Here is an 18,626-nt window from a genome sequence, read left to right as displayed (position 1 = left end):
CTTTTTATGAAACTGACCGGGTAGCACACGCTACCCGGATCGGAAATCTATTTCCTGAACTTTTTGAAAAATAATAAATAATGGCTGCAAGCACGATTGATATGCTGACGGTTGTTGGCTATTTCATCCTGATCCTGGGTGTGGGGTTATGGTCGGGGAGAGGAAAAAAGGGGACAGCCGCCAACTATTTTGTGTCCAAAGGAACCCTTCCTTTCTGGGCGATCGGTGCGGCCTATGTTGCATCGGGACTGAATCCCGAGCAGCTCATTGGGATGAACGGTATGGGATATATGGTGGGATTGCCACTGGTGAATTCGTATCTGATCGCAATCTTCGTTTACAGCGCACTGATCTTTTGCTTTTTCCCGATATACCTCCGCAACAACATCATGACCATGCCCCAATACCTGGGGATGCGATTTGATCTCAGAAGCCAGAATGTTTTCAGTGTCCTGCTGCTGGTGAGTTATATACTGTTGAATTTGTCCGTAGTGCTCTACGGCGGTGCAAAGCTTTTTCATGGAATCTATGGCGTACCCATCTGGCTGGGCGTTCTGGTACTCGGGGTTGTCGCGGGCATGTATACCATGTATGGCGGCATGAAATTCGTGATCAATGCGGCTGTTTTTGACTTTGTACTGGTACTGTGTGCCGGAGCAGTTTTATTTGTGCTGGGGTATATAAAGCTGCCCAACGGGTGGAGTGATATCAAGGCACATGCCCCGGGTGGTTTTCACCTGATGCAGCCAATGGACTATCCGGTAATGCCCTGGCATGCGGTGCTTTTTGCGCTATTTAACCTGCAATTGTTTTATTCCTGTATCAACCAGTCACTGGTGCAGCGGGGACTTGGTGCGCGGTCGGAGTGGGATGTGAAAATGGCTATTATCCTGGCGGCTGGTTTTGTATTGCTGCGACCATTTATAGAAATATTTCCCGGAATGATCGCGCGTGCACTCGCATTGACAGGTCATCCCGAATATGAAGTTTCGGCCGGAGAAGTGGATAGCGTGTATCCGATGCTCATCAAAAACCTGATTCCCGACGGATTGAAAGGCCTCTTGCTCATCGGCGCGCTGGCGACGGTGATGTCGACAACGGCGGCCCTGCTCAACTCCATCTCGACTTTATTCACTTATGATGTTTACAAAAAATGGATCAATACGGGTGCAGATGACAAAAAACTGGTCAGGGTTGGGATTATCACTACACTGGTGCTGATGGTTTTTAGTATTCTGTATGCACCTGTGATTGAGAATTTTGGCGGTATATTTCTGTATTTTCAGGCTGCATCGACTTACCTGGCCGTACCCGTGGCGACCTGCTTTTTATTCGGTATTTTCTGGAAAGGTACAACACCGGCGGCCGCTTTTGCGGTCATGGTTGCAGGTATCCCGCTTGGGGCAATTATTCAGCTTTGGATCATTCCGACGTTGTTCTCTGCGGACATTATCAAACAATTCGGTCTCGCTAATTTTTATGTTATCGGTGGTATCACCCAGATTTTCTGCGCACTGTTGATCGTGCTCGTGAGCCTGGTCACAAAGCCGAAGGATTTTGAAGGTATCAAAAATCTGATGTGGTCTCCCAAGTTGATGAAATCCCCTGAAGATGAGCCCGGTCGACCGTTATGGCAATCGGTCTGGGTTTGGTGGGGTGTGATGGTGGTGGTGTACGCTTTGGTTTATTATATGTGGTGGTAAAAATTTGAAAAAATGGAAACGAATAAAACAGCTTTATGTGTCATTGCGCATCCTGACGACGCGGAATTTCAATGTGCCGGTACCCTTGCGCTGCTCGCTGAACGCGGCTGGAAAATTGTGATGGCCACCATGACGCCGGGGCAGGCCGGTTCCACGGTGATGGGGCCGGAAGAGATCAGTGTCATCCGCAGGGTTGAAGCCTCAATGGCGGCGGCTATGATCGGCGCGGAGTATCATTGCCTTGAATGTGAGGATATTTTTATAGCATACGACCGTCCTACACTGATGAAAGCCATCCAGCTTGTGAGGAAGGTGAGACCGTCGCTCGTGATCACGGCCAGTCCTTCGGATTATATCGTGGATCATGAAATGACAAGCAAGATCATGCAGACAGCCTGTCTGGCTGCTGGCATACCCAATATTCCGATAGCAGGAATGGAGGCATTTTCGCCCGTGCCACATCTGTACTATTGTGAGCCTACACATGGAAGGGATATTTTTGGAACGGAAATCCAGTCGGCTATGCATGTGGATATCAGTAGTGTGATGGAGCTGAAAGTACAGATGTTAAAATGCCACAAAAGCCAGCGCGACTGGCTGCGGCAGATCTCGGAACTGGACGAATTTGTAGTGTCCATGGAAGATTATTGTGAAAAACTAGGTAGAAAAATTGGCAGGTCCTATGCAGAAGGTTTTCGCCAGCACCTCGGTTTCAGCTATCCGGCGGATAATTTACTGGCGGCTGAATTAGGCACTTTGCTTCATATTAGCCAGGAAAAATAAATGAAAATCGAGATCACAAACAGAGAAGGTGTCCTGATCATCCGGGCCGAAAACGAGCAACTTTCCTTTGAGATCGCGCCGCAGCTCGGTGGGAGGATTACCAGTCTTTATCATAAGAAGCTTGAAAAAGAGTTTTTGTGGTATAACAAAGGCATTGGGTTGGCTCAAAACGAACCTGGTGCAGATTATGATTCCAACTTTTGGGGAGGTATTGACGAGCTGTTGCCGAATGATATTCCGGAAACTATTGATTCTGTCGCATATCCCGATCATGGAGAGTTATGGACGACGCAGCTCAGCCATGAGGTAATTCCTGGGGGCATATCGGTAGAAGGAACGCTGCCATTAAGCGGGTTGTATTATCGGAAAATCCTTTTGCTGCATGCAAGCGAACCCGAAATTGAGGTCCGATACAAGATCCGGAATGACTCGGGCACCCGGCGGCATTTTCTCTGGAAACTCCACGCAGCCCTCCAGATTCAGGAAGGCGACCGTCTGCTGAGTAAGGCAAAAAGAGCCAGTATTGTCAGTGCAGGTTCAACCCGCTTTAAAAATATGGATGAATTTTCGTGGCCGGAAATAGAAAACACTGATGCTTCGCTGGTTCCGGCTAAGGATGGGACAATGGATTTTTTCTATCTCTATGACAATCCGGAGGCCGTCATGCAAATGCAGAGCAAAAACGGGGAGCATGTTTTTGCTTACCAGTATGATCAAAAAGTATTTCCCTATCAATGGTATTTTGCCTCTTACGGACAGTTCAATGACCATTACACCGCCATACTCGAACCAGCGTCAGCTATGCCGGTTCGTGTAAACGATGCCCGGAAACTGGGTCAATGCACAGCGTTGGGGCCAGGAGAGGAGATTGATACGATTGTTAAAATATATGCTGGTCCCGTCGACGGCCTGCATCTGCACCCTGACCATCTATGAAAGTACTCATCACCGGCGCCGCCTCGGGCATAGGCCTTGCCACCGCCATGCGATTTGCACAGGAAGGCTGGGATGTTTGTTTGAACGACATTCAGACAAAAAAACTGCGGCGTATCATGCAAGACCTTCCGGCAGGAAACCATCTCATATTTGCAGGGAGTTATGCGGATTCGGCGGCTGTTAAAAGCTGTGGGAAGATGATCCTTGAAAAATGGGGAAGGCTGGATGTGCTGGTCAACTGCGCCGGTGTATCTGAGCGGACAGACTTGCTGGAAATGGAGCCGGAACGCTGGCGGCGAATCTTTGATCTGATGGTTAACGGTTGTCTGATGACGTCGCGGCTAGGTATCAGTCTGATGTCCGGTAATGGTCGTATCATCCATATTACTTCAATCCACGGAGAGCGGGCGGAACAATATGGGAGTAGCTACGCGATGGCGAAGGCGGCGATCAATCAGTTTTGCAGGTCGATGGCGCTGGAACTGGCGGATAGGAATATCCTCGTTAACGCGGTTGCGCCCGGATTTGTGGATACACCCATGTCGGTGACCGATGGGGAGAACGAGTTAGAAACCAAATGGTTCCGGGATAATTATATTGAAGGAAACCACTTGCCGTTGCGCCGTGCCGCCATGCCCGAAGAGATATCAGGGGTCGTTTTTTTTCTCGCCGGAAAAGACGCATCCTATATCACCGGGCAGGTCATTACGGTCGATGGTGGGTTGACCATCACATTTTAATCAATTTAATTTATTCATTTCTAAACCTTTAATCATGAAAATTGAATCGGTAGATTTTTTTTATCTCAGTATGTCGGAAGTACTTGACATTGGCGATGGAAGCCAGGATTCGACACTCGTGCGGGTACGCGGCGGCGGGCTGGAAGGTTGGGGTGAATGCGAGGCTTCACCCCTTCCTACGATCGCCAGTTATGTATGTCCGATGTCACACAGCGCCTGCAAACCGGTGAAATGGGCGGTGGAAGGTATGCCGCTGAACCGTGTTGAGGATATTTATCAGATTACCCGACGCGTTCATGAGAATTGTTTTGACCTTTTGCAGTCGGATCATACGCTTTCCGGGATTGATATCGCGTTGTGGGATCTGTTTGGAAAGTATGCGCAGGAGCCTGTTTACAAGCTGATCGGTTACAACAAAGCATTTCCCAAACTGCCTTATGCATCCCAGCTGTTTGGAGACACGCCGGAGCTGACCTTTGAAAAAGCAAAAGCCTCCCGGCATGCCGGCTACAAAGCTGTGAAATTTGGCTGGGGGCCTATTGGTAAGGCAGGTGCCAAAACAGACGGGGATCATTTTCGCGCCGCCCGTGAAGGTTTGGGCAATGATCTGTATCTGATGATTGATATCGGAACGGTCTGGAATGAGGATTCGGATACAGCCAGGCAACGTCTGGATTCCCTGAAAGAAGTAAATACTTACTGGCTGGAAGAACCGTTTGCGAATATGGCGCTGGGACCTTATAAAGCCCTTTCCGTTGCCAAGCCCAATGTCCCGCTGGCGGCTGGCGAAGGTTGTAACAATTATGTGCAAGCCGCTGCCATGCTCGATTTTGCAGGTTTAAAATATATCCAGATTGATACGGGGCGGATCGGTGGGATTACGTCGGCCAAACGCGCGGCTGACCACGCGGTCCGGAAAAATATCACTTATGTCAACCATACCTTCACCTCGCATCTCGCGCTGAGCGCCTCGATCCAGCCTTATGCAGGTTTGGAAAAGGACATCATTTGCGAATATCCGGTGGAGCCGAAAAGTCTGGCATTGGATATCACACTGAATAAGATTCTGCCGGATGCGGACGGAATGGTTCGGGTACCTGATCAGCCAGGTCTTGGTATGGAGATCGATAAATCTCGTTTAATGGAGTATCTGGTCAATGTGGAGATCAAAGTCAGGGATGAGGTAATATATCGGACGCCTGATTTATTGTCGTGAATCATTGTTTGTATCTCATATTTTGGAAAATTTATTTCTAAGATATGAGATACAAACAATGGTTGGAATTGTGTGATGATTCAATGTTTACAGTCTCCTCACAAAGCCATTGAATTAATGAATTTGTGAGGGATCCAGTACTTTTTTTATGGTGTGATATATGAAATGCAAATCAACTGAAGAAAGACAATAAGGAGGGACCAGATAGAGAATATTTCCCAAAGGGCGCAGGATGATACCCTCGTTTAAAAAATGAGTATACAAATACGCATATTGTTGATTGAAATACGAACTATTTTCTTCGATTTGTAACTCAATAGCCAATATGGTGCCGCATTGACGCAAGCGCTTAATCTTTGGGTGTGAGTCTACCTCAGCAACGAATTGCTCGTGTTCTTTACATATTCTTTGGATATCATACTGAGTTTCCTCACTTAAAAGCAATTCCAAACTGGCCAGAGCAGCCGTACAAGCCAGTGGATTGGCGGTGAAAGAATGCCCATGAAATAATGTCTTATACGGATCATCTGCATAGAAAGCCTCGTATATCTCTTGACTGCATGTGGTAAGTCCTAACGGGAAGGTACCGCCGGTAAGGCCTTTTGAAAAGCACATGATATCTGGTTTTTCTGCGAGGTGATCGGCGGCAAATAAACGACCGGTTCTACCAAAGCCTACAAAGATTTCATCCTGTATCATGAGGATCTCTTTTGATCGGCAGTATTGCATCAACCGATCCAAATCTTCAGGCTCATGCATCAGCATGCCTGCTGCACCTTGCACCAATGGCTCGTATATAAAACAGGCTAATTCGTTGCGATGTTCTTCGATTATAGCTTTGGTTCTTTCAAAATTATTTTTTGTAGGCGTTTCAATGTAAATCACTTCAAAAAGTAAGTCTCCAAAAGGTTCGGTCCATTTACTTCGGCTGCTAACTGACATGGCTCCGAAGGTATCGCCGTGATATGCATTTTCAAAAGCCAAAATCTTGGTCTTTTTCAATCCATGGTTATAGGCATATTGCACACACATTTTTAAGGCCACTTCCACCGCAGTCGAGCCGTTATCCGTATAAAATACTTTTTGCTGATTAGCGGGTAGCAAATGAAGTAATTGTTCGGATAGTTGAATGGCAGGTTCATGGGTGAACCCTGCAAAGATGACCTGTTCTAATTTGAGCAACTGTTCCGAAACTCTCTTCGCAATATGCGGATGTGCATGCCCATGCAAAGTTACCCACCAAGAGGAAACCGCATCGATATAGCGTTTGCCATTTGCATCGTACAGGTAGGCTCCCTCACCACGTACGATCGGAATAATCTCATTGGCTGTTTTCATTTGGGTATATGGATGCCAATTAACAGCCTTATCGCGTGCTTTTAAATCGTTGTACATACGCCTTCACTTTTTTTGGTCAGTGGTTGTAAGCCTAGATTCCGAAACATTTGCATATCTTCCGATATGCCAGGATTTGGGGTCACCAGCAGGGTTTCGCGTTCCCCCGTAAAGATTGAATTGGCTCCTGCCATAAAACACCAGGCTTGTTCTTCTTCGGTCATTTCTATGCGCCCGGCACTGAGACGTACCACAGAAGCCGGCATGGTAATACGTGCGGTAGCAATCATACGCACCATATCCCAAATAGGCACTTTTGGATTGTTTTCTAACGGTGTTCCTTTCACTCGGGCCAGTGCATTTACAGGAACCGATTCCGGATGTTTAGGCATAGTCGCCAAGGTTAGCAGCATAGATACACGATCGGCAGGGGCTTCTCCCAGACCGATGATACCTCCTGAGCAGACCGTGATCCCGGCTTTTCTCACATTGTTGATTGTGTCGATACGTTGATCAAACTTACGTGTACTTATAATTTCATCGTAATAGCTTTCCGAAGTATCCAAATTGTGGTTATAAGCGTGTAAGCCTGCTTCTTGTAAGCGCAAGGCTTGTTCTTCTGTAAGCATCCCCAATGTGCAGCAAACTTCCAACCCCAGATCATTAACACCTTTTACCATCTCAATAATTCGGTCAAAATCTTTGTTGTTCCTTACTTCGCGCCAAGCCGCTGCCATGCAGAAGCGAGATGACCCGGCATCTTTTGCCTTTTGTGCATGTGCAATCACTGTTTCGGTAGGTAGAAGTGCTTGTACTTTGATATCGGTATGATAACGGGCTGCTTGTCCGCAGTACGAGCAATCCTCTGGACACCCGCCTGTTTTTACAGAAAGCAACGTACATACCTGTACTTCTGAGGGTTTGTGCCAGGTGCGGTGTACGGTTGCGGCCTGATAAACCAATTCTAATAAAGGTTGGTCATAAATAGCCTGAATTTCTTCTTTAGTCCAATCGTGTCTTAATTCTTTGTTCATTTTTTATGCTGTTAGGCTTGTTATCTGTTTTGCGATTTGTTGAACGGTAGCTCGGTCAAGTGTTGCTATATCGGGCAATTGCAAGATGCAGGTGTTCCGGTCTAAAAATTTGGTGATGGCTCGTTTGGTATCCGGATCAAAAAGCCCATTAAAGACAAAATAGGCAATCGGAATACGGTCTTCTTTCAAGACTTTTAACGTAAGTAGCGTGTGATTGATGCACCCGAGATAATCTCTGGCGACGAGTACTACCGGAAGCGCTAATCGTTGGATAAGATCGCGTACATAAACTGTGTCCGATATGGGTACAAAAAGTCCACCGGCTCCTTCAACAATCAGGTGGTTGTCGGTTTCGGGTAGTTTAAAATCCGCTAGCTGTATCGTCAACTGTTCTTGTGCTGCCGATTTATGTGGAGAGGCGGCCAGTTTCAAACGATAACGTTCCGGGTGAATCCGTATGTGTTCATTGACCAATTGTTGTATCTGCATACTGTCGGATTGCTCCAGGTCACCGGACTGTATAGGTTTCCAGTAATCGGCCTGCAGGTATTCAACGAGTATGGCAGCGCAAATGGTTTTGCCAACACCCGTCCCAATACCCGTTACAAAAAGTTTGTTAGATGCTTTCATGTCGTCAAATAATTGCGCAATGCATAAGTAAGTTGATCCAGCTCTGCTTGGGTATTAAAAGCATGCAGGCAGATGCGCAAGCGTTCTGTACCCGCTTTTACAGTGGGTGACACTACTGCAAAGGTTAAGAGTTGCTGCTTTTCTAGTTCCATTTGCAAGGCTCTTGCTGCGGTACTGCTCGGCACTAATAATGTTTGTATAGGACTATTTGCAGCCGAAAGCAATGGAATGCCAGAAGTTCTAAATTCCAAAATGCGTTGCTGTAATGTTTGAGCAAGCTCTGGATAATGCGCAAGAAATTCGTAACCTTTTCGCAAGCTCACTGCATGGAAATCGTTCAGGGCGGTGGTATAGATAAAAGCGGCGGCAAAATTAACCAGATAAGAAATCAAGGAATGGCTTCCTAAAATAGCTGATCCATGTAAACCCATCGCCTTACCGTAAGTAATTACAGTTGCAAAGACTCTCTCTTGCAGATCTTTATGTGCAACCAACCCATAGCCAAAAACGCCAAAGGCATGGGCTTCATCTACGATCAATGCGGACTGATAGCGTTCTGCTAAAGCAACGATGGTTTCCAAATCAGCAAAATCACCTTCCATGGAATACAAACTTTCTATGGCTATAAAAGTGGTTCCCTTGCTTTTTTTCAACAACTGCTCCAAGTGATTCAGGTCATTATGCCTGAATCTATAGCCCTGTGCAGCAGACAAACGGGCACCATCGCGCACAGATCGGTGTATGAATTCATCCATCAACAAAGTATCACCTCGTTTTGGCACGCTAGAAAATAGCGCAAGGTTTGCCATAAAACCAGATGGGAACAATAAGGCTGCTGCTGCTTTATGTTTTGCGGCAATGAAAGCTTCTGTTTGCATGGTGCATGCAGAATTCCCGCTAATCAGACGTGATCCTGTGGCTCCTACCAATAAAGAGGGGTCAGTATTAATTGCCTCAAGAAGTAGTGTGTGAAATTCATTGTTATGGGTCAATCCAAGATAATCGTTGGAGTAAAAATCAATCCCTTTTTTAGGAGCCTTTAAACTGCGTAGCATATCCAGATCAGTACGATGCGCCAAGGCTTTGTTTAGTCGTTGATTAATTTGATGCATGATGAATTTCCGTATTGATTCGGTGCAGCCAGTCCTCAAACAATACTTGTTCGAATGCTAAGATAGCCGAGGCGTGTTCTTTCCAATCTGATCGAAAGTTGTTCAGTTGGCCAATCATCTCTTCCAAATGACCTTCTTCCTCAACAATAATCGATTTTACCATTACATGATGTTTGACATTGGAAAGGATATCTTGGTAAACGGGATACAATAAATCAGCACGTACTTCAATAGCATAAGTCACAAATAGATAAGCCGCATATTTTAGTTCAGCTCCCTGTAATTGAAACTGCTTTTTTAAATAGCGAGAGCATTGGATGTCCAAAGCATGTAAATAAAAACGCGTTGCCCGAGGGGCAAGCAGCTCAGCATCGCTATAAGTGCTGCAACTGTTTGCATCAATTTTTAGAATTTGTTTTTTTAAATAATACGCATGTCGATGTTCTTCGGCAGCATGTTTTAATTGGATGATGCCAACTTGGGTAGGATGCTCACAGGCAGATATTTTACGTGCTCCTGCATTCTCCATAAATGATAAGGTATTGAGCCATTTTATGTGTAGCGCGTTATTTTCAACAATGCATTGAATGGTATTGGTCATTTTCTTTTAGTTTTTTGCCAAATATAGTTGCTTGCCGGATAGTCAAATGGTGCCGCTTTTTACTTTATGGATAGTCCGGTTAAAATTCTGTCGCAGGGTATCGTGCATCAACGCCATCCTACGTGGATATTTAACGGCAGGTACAAACTGCCCGGAACTGAAACCCTGGAAGGATACAATGACTATTTATTCTCTCATGGCGTGGTACCAGACGAAGCTATTTTGCGGACCTTAAAAAAGAATACCTGAAACCCAGGCGTTATAAATCGGAGACAGTGCAATGGTATTGGTAACGTTTAGAAAAAACATTACGCAGTGCCACATAAGTAGGAAAGGCCACCCAGAGACCTTTTTCTGTTGTTAACTTCACTGTTTTATTACAAAAAATAATTGAATTCTGATTTTTCACATAGTTCCGGACTTAATTCCCTTCCTGCAATAGCCAATAAAAAGGATTTCGAGGAGTTGTATAGGGAATACTGGCAACGTTTATACGATTTTGCGCTTGCTAAGACGCATAATAAAGACGTTGCGGAGGAAATTGTGCAGGATCTGTTTGTGACCATTTGGGAAAAACGTAATGAACTAAAGATTACCAGTATTCAAAGTTATTTGTTCGTTTCGGTCAGGAACAGGGTTATAACCTACTTCAAACAAAAGATATTTGCCGATCTTGACACCGCGTCGGATTCTGTTGCTCCTGATTATCCTTTATTTTTGGATGAACTGGAAGCTACGCTGCAGGCTGCGCTGGGTCAGCTTCCTCAGAAAACAAGGGATATTTTTCTTTTAAACCGGTTTGAAGGAAAATCGGCACATGAAATATCCGAGAAGTTACGTATTCCGGAAAGGACCGTCGAATACCACATCACCCAGGCGCTTCGCCAACTTAAAAGCTTACTTCGAAACACAACGACGATCTTGGTAGCAATTATTTCGAGTATTACGTTTTGAAGATAATTCTTCTATTTATGCTTGTTTAGTATAAATTTTCCGTTATTTTTTTATCTCATTTGCGGTGGGTGGTCTTTTTTTAGTCCTTATGAAAAGGGCACACAAAACGAACATGAGCAAGGAAAACTTTTATACACTGCTAAGCCGCTACAAAAGTGGAAAATGCACAGACCAGGAAAAACGATTAGTAGAACAATGGTTTGCTATTCTGGATGAGGAAATTCCTGAACGCAGCATTCAGGAAAATGGCGTCCTTGAGGAGCGAATCTGGAACGCGATACAAGAGGAAACCGAAGCGGAAAAACCTGCAATCGTTTCTGTTTTCTGGAAATGGGCGGCCGCCGCGATGGTTATTTTGGCACTGGGATGGGGAGGATACAGGTTTCAGTCCGTTCAAAACCCGGCCTCGACGTCATCTGCCACTGTTGCTAAGGAAAACTTCTATACAGAAACCAATCATTCTGATGTAATCAAGACGATTGAACTGCCCGACAGCTCCGAGATTCAACTTTCGCCCAACAGCAGTATCTCTTATGAACCGCGCTTTGATGGCGTCAGACGCGAAGTATATCTGGAAGGCAAAGCATTTTTTCATGTTAAACGAAATACCGAGAGGCCGTTTTTCGTACATACCGGCGAAATCGTTACCAAAGTTTTAGGAACCAGTTTTTGGGTCAATGGCGGCGACCATAACAGTGCTATTGAAGTATCAGTCGTGACGGGTAAAGTTTCAGTATCAGAGCATGGCAAAGCAAACTCCGCTAAAACCAGTAAAATAAAAGATGGGGTAATATTAACGGCGAATCAACGGGTTAAGTACACGACACAGACCCATTCATTTGAAACCGGCCTGGTTTCAAACCCAATACCTGTGGCTACGGACAAAAAAGGGAAACCGTTTGAAGGATCGTTTGTTTTTGAAGACAATTCGTTCAGTGATGTAATCGGAAGACTGGAAAAAGCTTATGGAATTGAAATAATCCTGGAGGATGAAACATTTACCGGCTGTCTTTTTACCGGCAACATTACCAGGCAGCCCTTATTTACCAAGCTGGATTTATTGTGTTCTTCTGTAAATGCGAGTTACGAAGTACGCGGAACCCGCATTTTGATCAGTGGAAAAGGCTGCGCTGTTACGAACCTAAACCCCACGCCAGATATGAGATAGAATATCAGTTTAAAGAAAAAAGAGCCGAACGTGTTGCGAGCACTTTCGACTCTTAGTTACCCCCTTTTTTGTGTCAACAGCTCTTCATTAAAAAATAATGAATGCAGAGGGGTTTTGCCAAACTTTTTCAAGCCTTAAACAAAACGTTCAAAACTAATGAAAAAACGAATACATCTTCATACTCTCATCCTACAAATTATGAGGATCACTGTTTTACAATCAATTTTAGTATTTATGGGTATATCGCTGGGTTATGCCAATGAGGCGCGTACCCAGGATCTGTTGGATCGTTCGATCACCATACGGGTAGAAAACACTGAAATTCGGAAGGTACTGGCACAAATTGAGACTCAGGCCAAAGTCGAATTTGTATACAGCTCCAGTGCCATTGGAGCCAATAACAAAATTAACGTGGTCGCCATCAATCGAAAACTGTCGGAAGTACTCAGCATGGCGCTCAGACCGCTGAATATTTCGTACAGTATCGTTGGCGGCCAAATTATGCTTCATAAAATACCGGAAAAGCCGGTGCTGAATAATCCTGAAAAAGAAGAAGCGATTTTGATCGACAAGGAAGTTTCAGGAAAAATCACGGATTCCAAGGGAATGGCACTGCCGGGTGTCAGTATTGTCCTGAAAGGTTCGCAGCAGGGCACGATCTCCAATGGTGAAGGTACATTTTCTCTCAGTGTGCCCGACAACAATGCAATTCTGGTATTTTCTTTTGTGGGATATATTAGTCAGGAAATTACTGTTACCAATAAAGCGGTCATTGACATAGTCCTTCGGGATGATGAGAAATCGCTGGATGAGTTGATCGTTGTGGGTTATGGAAAGCAATCCACACGACAGCTCTCCAGTTCGGTTTCCTCAGTAAATGGAAAGGACTTCGCAGATCTTCCGGTATCTCAGTTTACGCAGAAATTACAGGGTAAGCTTGCCGGTGTGCAGATTTCGCAGGCAACCGGGACACCGGGTGGAGGCATGACGGTACGGATAAGGGGTGCTGCTTCCATCAACGGTGGAGCTGACCCGCTTTACGTGGTGGATGGAAACCCTATTGTGGGCGGTATCAGTAATATTAATCCCAATGAAATTGAAAGTGTCAGTGTACTTAAAGATGCTTCTGCAACCGCATTGTATGGTTCAAGAGCAGCCAATGGCGTTGTGCTCATCGAGACGAGAAAAGCGGTTCCTGGTAAAACCCGTATAGATTACAGTACTTATTTTGGTATACAGCAGGTACCGCAGCGCGGCCGTCCAGACATGATGGATGCGCGGGAGTTTGCTACATGGCGCAAGGAACTGGCAGAAGAGAGAGGCCTGGCTGTGGATCCGGTTTTTCAAAATCCGGAACAATATGGAAAGGGGACAAACTGGTTTGATGCAATCACACGTACTGCGCCTATGACCGATCATAATTTGTCATTAAGCACCGGTACAGAAAAATTCAGTACGACAGCAACAGCAGGTTTTTTAAGTCAGGACGGTGTCGTTGTCGGATCAGGCTATAAAAGATATTCGTTGCGGCTTAATACTAATTTTCGGCCTCATGAAAAAGTGAACATAGGCCTGAACATAGCACCAACCTATTCTACCAATACAAACAGCGGCGTGGATAATGTGGGAGGGGCTTTTAATGAGGCTTTACAAACGTCCCCTTTGGCGCCGTTAAGGAACCCGGATGGCACGCTGACACTGACGGCTTTTTCGCCGGGAATGTTTGCGACGCCTAATTACGCCAGGACGCTTACGGACAGAGTTGTGGATAACAAGGATACGCGGATTTTATCCAATATGTATGCAGAATATCAGCCGGTAAAAGGTTTATACTTAAAGACTTCCGGTAATATTGATATGGGCAATTCACGTGGTTTCACCTTTAACGGCACCACCACTGGTGAGCGTGGTGTAGGTCTTTACAAAACACCCACTTCTGGTCTTAGTCAGGGTTCGTATCTGTCCTGGGTAAACGAAAATACAGTGAACTATCAAAAGGAAGTTGGAAATCACAGTTTCGACGGATTGATCGGATTTACCGCACAGAAATTCAGACAGGATGCCAGTGCTGTAAACGGAAGTAATTATCCTGATGATAAAGTCCAAACAATCAGCGCGGCCGGAACAATCACATCATCCAGCAGCATACAGGAATGGAGTTTGCTTTCCTATCTGGCCAGGGTAAATTATAATTACAAAGGGAAGTATCTGGTTTCGGCCTCCATACGGCGTGACGGATCATCACGTTTTGGTGCAGACAACCGCTGGGGTAATTTTCCTTCTGTATCGTTGGGATGGATTTTATCTGAGGAAAGTTTTATAGCCAATATTCATACGATCTCCTTCCTGAAACTGAGAGCCAGCTATGGGGTCACGGGTAACTTTAATATTGGGAATTACACGCATATACCGACCATTTCAACGTCGAATTACGTTTTTAACGGCGGTATTGCTGGGGGAAGAAGAGTGGATAATCTGGCAGATCAGGGAATTGGGTGGGAGTCTAATGAACAGTTTAACATTGGACTGGACCTGAATATATTGAATGACAGGATCAATTTTACGTATAACTATTACCGTAAAAATACGAGCGATCTTTTGTTTAATGTTGGCGTACCAAGAGCATCCGGTTATTCCAATATCCAGACCAATATCGGCGGTTTGAAATTTTGGGGGCATGAATTCTCCGTCAGCACGGCCAATATCCGCAACAATAATCTGAAATGGAATACCGATTTCAACATTTCTTTTGACAGAAATTTGGTGACCTCACTTGGAAACAAAACTGCCAGACTTATCACCGGTCCGGGTAGCGGCGTCATAGGCGGTTCCCACGTCACGATGGTTGGGCAGCCGATTGGCATGCTTTATGGCATGGATCACATGGGTGTGTATAAAGATCAGGCGGATTTCGATAGTTCCCCAAAACATGCTACCTCGCAGGTCGGCACCGTCAAATTCCGGGACGTGAACGGCGATAACGCTATCACCGTAGGCGATGCAACGATTATCGGCAACCCGCATCCCAAGTTTATTTTCGGGATGACGAATACGCTTCAATACCGGAATTTCGATTTTTCAACGACACTATCAGGAACTTATGGGAATGATATCCTGCGGGGATCGGAGCAGACCTTGACAAATCTTGACGGCGTTTTTAATGTGCTCTCCAATGTAAAAGATCGGTGGAGATCTCCGGAAAATCCGGGCAAAGGCAGATACGGAAGTCTTGCCGCAGGGACAACGGGACTGGAACGTGACTGGTGGGGTAGCCAGATGCTTTACAAGGCAAGCCATATTTCTATCAATAATGTCACACTTGGTTATGCCGTTCGTTTGAAAAGCGAAAATGCTTTAAAAAGACTTCGCGTTTATACAAGTATTCAACAGCTCCACATTTTTACAAAATACCCGGGGGCCAATCCGCAGGTAGCTGTGAGCACCTCTTCCACGGGATTAGGCATTGACGGAGGCTCGTATCCTGTTCCCCGTACCTACACGGTGGGTGTAAATGTTGGATTTTAAATATTTAAGCTAAATTTTAATCGAAATAAGGTCATGAGAGTGAAGGCCATATTAACTATAATTGTATCAGCGGCATTGGGCTCCTGCAGTGATTTTCTGGACGTCGCACCCCAGAATGCAGTAGTGCCAGCAAACTTTTTTCAGTCCGAATCTGATTTTATCCAGGCCGTTAACGGAGCCTATGCACCTTTGCAAAGCTTGTATAACAACCAGGCAAGCTGGGCCATGGGTGAAATGCGCTCCGATAATACCCATTTCTTTTACAACAACGATTTTCGCTCGCCTATGCCGGAAGAGATCGATGAGTTTGTAAACGGTGCTGAAAATACGGTAACCGCCGAAAGATATTACATCAATTTTGACATGATAGCGCGTGCCAATAAGATACTTTCTGTGATTGACGATGCAAAACTGGACAAGGCAAAAAGTGACAACCTTAAGGGACAAGCACTGTTTCTGCGCGCTCTGGGATATTTTGATCTGGTCCGTTACTACGGTGGTGTTCCGCTTCCGCTGACACCCGCCGCGGACCTGGCTTCGGCAACGTTGCCCAGATCAACCAGGGAGCAGGTGTATGCCCGGATTATTGAAGATGCCACTGCTGCTGCCGGTTTACTATTGAACAAAGCGAGTCAGGAGGCCGGCAGAGCCACTTCGGGAGCAGCATGGATGCTTCTGGGCGATGTGCATCTTCATTTGAAAAACTGGGCAGAGGCAGAAAGTGCACTTTCGAAAGTGACGGGATATACACTGATGAATGAATATGGAGCCTTTTTCAATCCGGCCAATAAGAATAATCAGGAATCGGTTTTTGAAGTTCAATATCTGCAGGGTACTTCTTTGAACTTGTCGAGTGCTTTTCCCTACGCTTTTATTCCGCTTACACCGGATTACGCAAAATATACGTTAGGACCGGTAGGATCTCAATCCGCTTCGGGTTCGGGATGGAATATTCCTACGGACGACCTGCTCTCAACGTACGAAGATCCTGCAAAAGACAAACGTTTTAACGCTTCAATAGGCTTTATTACCGGCCCTTCGACCGTATCGGATACCAGTTATGTCAATTTGCCGTACATCAAAAAGTACCAGTATCCGCATGCTGTGTTTAACCAAACCAATGAAAATTTCCCCATTTACCGTTACGCAGAAACCTTGCTGATGCAGGCGGAAGCGGCCAATGAACTGGGGAAAGTCGCAGATGCACAAAGTTTCCTGAACCAGGTTCGCAAAAGAGCCGGACTGGAAAATTCCTCCGCAAAAGATCAGGCAGCGCTTCGTGAGGCCATTATGAAAGAGCGCAGGGTTGAGCTGGCTTTCGAAAACAAACGTTGGCTGGATTTGGTGAGAACAGGTCGTGCAATCAGCGTTATGAATGCCTACGGTGCAAAATTAAAGGCGAACCCGGCCTATTTTTATCTGACAGCTGCTTCCTATACTTTGGATGAAAAGGATCTTTTATTTCCAATTCCATTTCTTGAAATACAGGTAAATCCTGATCTGGTGCAAAATCCGGGGTATTAACGGATCCATTTTTCAGGAGACATTACCCCTAAACCCTTCTCCGATCCCTGGCTTTTTCAAGACAGGGATCATTTTTTGAAAATAACGCTCATTTGAGCATCCACTGATTAGAGATCCGGACAACTAATTAACCCGAATTATGAACATTAAAATGAGTAAAAAGAGCTTTTTCTTGCTGACGATCTCCCTAAGTTGCTTTGCTGCACAAGTACTGGCGCAGCAGAAGGAAAGAAGATCTTCGCCCATTAGATTTGAAAAGAAAATGATCGCATCTGAAAGTAACGAGTCGGTCGCTGTGTTTGACGTTGACAATGACGGCAAACCAGATCTGATCTCCGGTGAGTTCTGGTACAAAGGTCCAGAATTTTTTGACAGATTCTACATCGGTGAAGTAAAGCGTTTCAGGGAATATTGGGATGACTTTGCCACAATTCCAATGGACGTTAACGGGGACGGGAAAATGGATTTCATTACGGGAGGCTGGTTTAACAAGAGTCTTATCTGGCGTGAGAATCCGGGTAATAATGGCCCCTGGAAAGATCATATTATTGACGAAACGGGAAACGTGGAGACAGTTCGCGCCTGGGATGTTGACAATGACGGACACCCGGAAATTGTTCCGAATAACCCGAATTTACCCTTCCGGTTTTACAAGCTGCAGAGGGATAAATCAGGGAAAGCCTTAGGGACATTTATCAAAACACAAATCGCAGAAAAACAAGGACACGGCGTTGGCTTTGGGGATTTGAATGGTGATGGACGAGGCGATTTTGTCATCAGTTCAGGTTGGCTGGAAGCGCCAAAGGATGTGATGAAGGACAAGTGGATTGCACACAATGATTTCAGTTTTGAAGATGCCAGTGTACCGATGATTGTTACGGACGTAAATGGAGATTCAAAAAATGATATTATCGTCGGTCAGGCGCACAGCTACGGACTGGACTGGTACGAGCAAACCACAAAGTCGGGCAAAATTGGCTGGATTAAGCACAACATAGACCCTTTCAACTCGCAATTTCACACAATGGATTGGGTGGATCTGGATGGCGACGGAAAGATGGAACTGGTTACCGGAAAACGTTACCGTGCGCATAATGGAGGCGATCCGGGAGAAAAAGACATGGTTGGCTTGTATTACTTTCAATGGAACGGAGAAGCATTTGTTAAGCAAATCATTTCACACGGACCTTACGGCGTAGGCAAAGGGATCGGTGTGTATTTTTCTATCGCAGACCTTCGGGGAACCGGCCGCAAAGATATTATCGTGGCTGGCAAGGATGGTCTTTGTGTTTTTTTTAACGAGGGTAACAATTGACTTATCCTAAGATAAACTTCTGTATAACATCAGGGAATAAATTACCTAAA

At 45.4% G+C, this 18,626-nt stretch carries 16 protein-coding genes; 11 read left to right on the top strand and 5 right to left on the bottom strand.

Annotation, left to right across the window (positions count from 1 at the left end; genetic code table 11):
* Nucleotides 1-80 precede the first annotated feature (80 nt).
* From RB622_RS13770 to RB622_RS13750, 5 genes are read left to right on the top strand one after another with little or no spacing between them, the layout of a single operon-like run.
* Nucleotides 81-1,703: a sodium:solute symporter family transporter gene (locus RB622_RS13770; RefSeq protein ID WP_308047142.1), complete on the top strand. Its 1,623-nt coding sequence runs from the start codon at nucleotides 81-83 to the stop codon at nucleotides 1,701-1,703.
* 12 nt (nucleotides 1,704-1,715) lie between these two features.
* Nucleotides 1,716-2,486 (top strand): PIG-L deacetylase family protein, encoded by a 771-nt coding sequence (locus RB622_RS13765; RefSeq protein WP_308047141.1) that lies wholly within the window; start codon nucleotides 1,716-1,718, stop codon nucleotides 2,484-2,486.
* Nucleotides 2,487-3,422: a hypothetical protein gene (locus RB622_RS13760; RefSeq protein WP_308047140.1), complete on the top strand. Its 936-nt coding sequence runs from the start codon at nucleotides 2,487-2,489 to the stop codon at nucleotides 3,420-3,422.
* On the top strand, nucleotides 3,419-4,162 hold the full coding sequence (locus RB622_RS13755; protein ID WP_308047139.1) for an SDR family oxidoreductase: 744 nt from the start codon (nucleotides 3,419-3,421) through the stop codon (nucleotides 4,160-4,162). Before RB622_RS13760 ends, RB622_RS13755 begins: the two co-directional genes overlap by 4 nt.
* A 34-nt stretch (nucleotides 4,163-4,196) precedes the next feature.
* On the top strand, nucleotides 4,197-5,378 hold the full coding sequence (locus RB622_RS13750) for a mandelate racemase/muconate lactonizing enzyme family protein (protein WP_308047138.1): 1,182 nt from the start codon (nucleotides 4,197-4,199) through the stop codon (nucleotides 5,376-5,378).
* Nucleotides 5,379-5,492: 114 nt separating this feature from the next.
* Here the strand turns inward: RB622_RS13750 and bioA are convergent, their stop codons facing one another.
* The 5 genes from bioA to RB622_RS13725 are packed head-to-tail and all read right to left on the bottom strand — an operon-like array spanning nucleotide 5,493 to nucleotide 10,090.
* Nucleotides 5,493-6,773, bottom strand: coding sequence for an adenosylmethionine--8-amino-7-oxononanoate transaminase (gene bioA / locus RB622_RS13745; RefSeq protein WP_308047137.1), 1,281 nt, complete (start codon nucleotides 6,771-6,773; stop codon nucleotides 5,493-5,495).
* The gene (bioB, locus tag RB622_RS13740; protein ID WP_308047136.1) at nucleotides 6,758-7,747 is read right to left on the bottom strand and encodes a biotin synthase BioB; all 990 of its coding nucleotides are present in this window, start codon (nucleotides 7,745-7,747) and stop codon (nucleotides 6,758-6,760) included. Before bioB ends, bioA begins: the two co-directional genes overlap by 16 nt.
* Before the next feature lie 3 nt (nucleotides 7,748-7,750).
* Nucleotides 7,751-8,377: a dethiobiotin synthase gene (gene bioD / locus RB622_RS13735; RefSeq protein ID WP_308047135.1), complete on the bottom strand. Its 627-nt coding sequence runs from the start codon at nucleotides 8,375-8,377 to the stop codon at nucleotides 7,751-7,753.
* Nucleotides 8,374-9,489: an aminotransferase class I/II-fold pyridoxal phosphate-dependent enzyme gene (locus RB622_RS13730; RefSeq protein WP_308047134.1), complete on the bottom strand. Its 1,116-nt coding sequence runs from the start codon at nucleotides 9,487-9,489 to the stop codon at nucleotides 8,374-8,376. Before RB622_RS13730 ends, bioD begins: the two co-directional genes overlap by 4 nt.
* Nucleotides 9,476-10,090 (bottom strand): hypothetical protein, encoded by a 615-nt coding sequence (locus RB622_RS13725; protein ID WP_308047133.1) that lies wholly within the window; start codon nucleotides 10,088-10,090, stop codon nucleotides 9,476-9,478. Before RB622_RS13725 ends, RB622_RS13730 begins: the two co-directional genes overlap by 14 nt.
* 66 nt (nucleotides 10,091-10,156) lie before the next feature.
* Here RB622_RS13725 and RB622_RS13720 point away from each other — a divergent pair, with 66 nt between their 5' ends.
* From RB622_RS13720 to RB622_RS13695, 6 genes are all read left to right on the top strand, one after another.
* The gene (locus RB622_RS13720) at nucleotides 10,157-10,339 is read left to right on the top strand and encodes a hypothetical protein (RefSeq protein WP_308047132.1); all 183 of its coding nucleotides are present in this window, start codon (nucleotides 10,157-10,159) and stop codon (nucleotides 10,337-10,339) included.
* A 141-nt stretch (nucleotides 10,340-10,480) separates the two neighbouring features.
* Complete coding sequence (locus RB622_RS13715) at nucleotides 10,481-11,044, top strand: RNA polymerase sigma-70 factor (protein WP_308047131.1); 564 nt, start codon at nucleotides 10,481-10,483, stop codon at nucleotides 11,042-11,044.
* A gap of 112 nt (nucleotides 11,045-11,156) precedes the next feature.
* Nucleotides 11,157-12,212, top strand: a complete 1,056-nt coding sequence (locus RB622_RS13710) for a FecR family protein (protein WP_308047130.1) — start codon at nucleotides 11,157-11,159, stop codon at nucleotides 12,210-12,212.
* Between the two features lie 234 nt (nucleotides 12,213-12,446).
* Nucleotides 12,447-15,737 (top strand): TonB-dependent receptor, encoded by a 3,291-nt coding sequence (locus tag RB622_RS13705; protein WP_308047129.1) that lies wholly within the window; start codon nucleotides 12,447-12,449, stop codon nucleotides 15,735-15,737.
* Nucleotides 15,738-15,770: 33 nt separating this feature from the next.
* On the top strand, nucleotides 15,771-17,261 hold the full coding sequence (locus RB622_RS13700) for a RagB/SusD family nutrient uptake outer membrane protein (protein ID WP_308047128.1): 1,491 nt from the start codon (nucleotides 15,771-15,773) through the stop codon (nucleotides 17,259-17,261).
* A gap of 145 nt (nucleotides 17,262-17,406) precedes the next feature.
* Nucleotides 17,407-18,576, top strand: a complete 1,170-nt coding sequence (locus RB622_RS13695) for an FG-GAP repeat domain-containing protein (protein WP_409021438.1) — start codon at nucleotides 17,407-17,409, stop codon at nucleotides 18,574-18,576.
* Nucleotides 18,577-18,626 lie beyond the last annotated feature (50 nt).

The organism is Dyadobacter sp. LHD-138 (genome assembly GCF_030929615.1).
GTDB lineage: Bacteria > Bacteroidota > Bacteroidia > Cytophagales > Spirosomataceae > Dyadobacter.
Note: the sequence above shows the minus strand (reverse complement) of the source record. Positions and strands in the feature narration are given on the sequence as shown.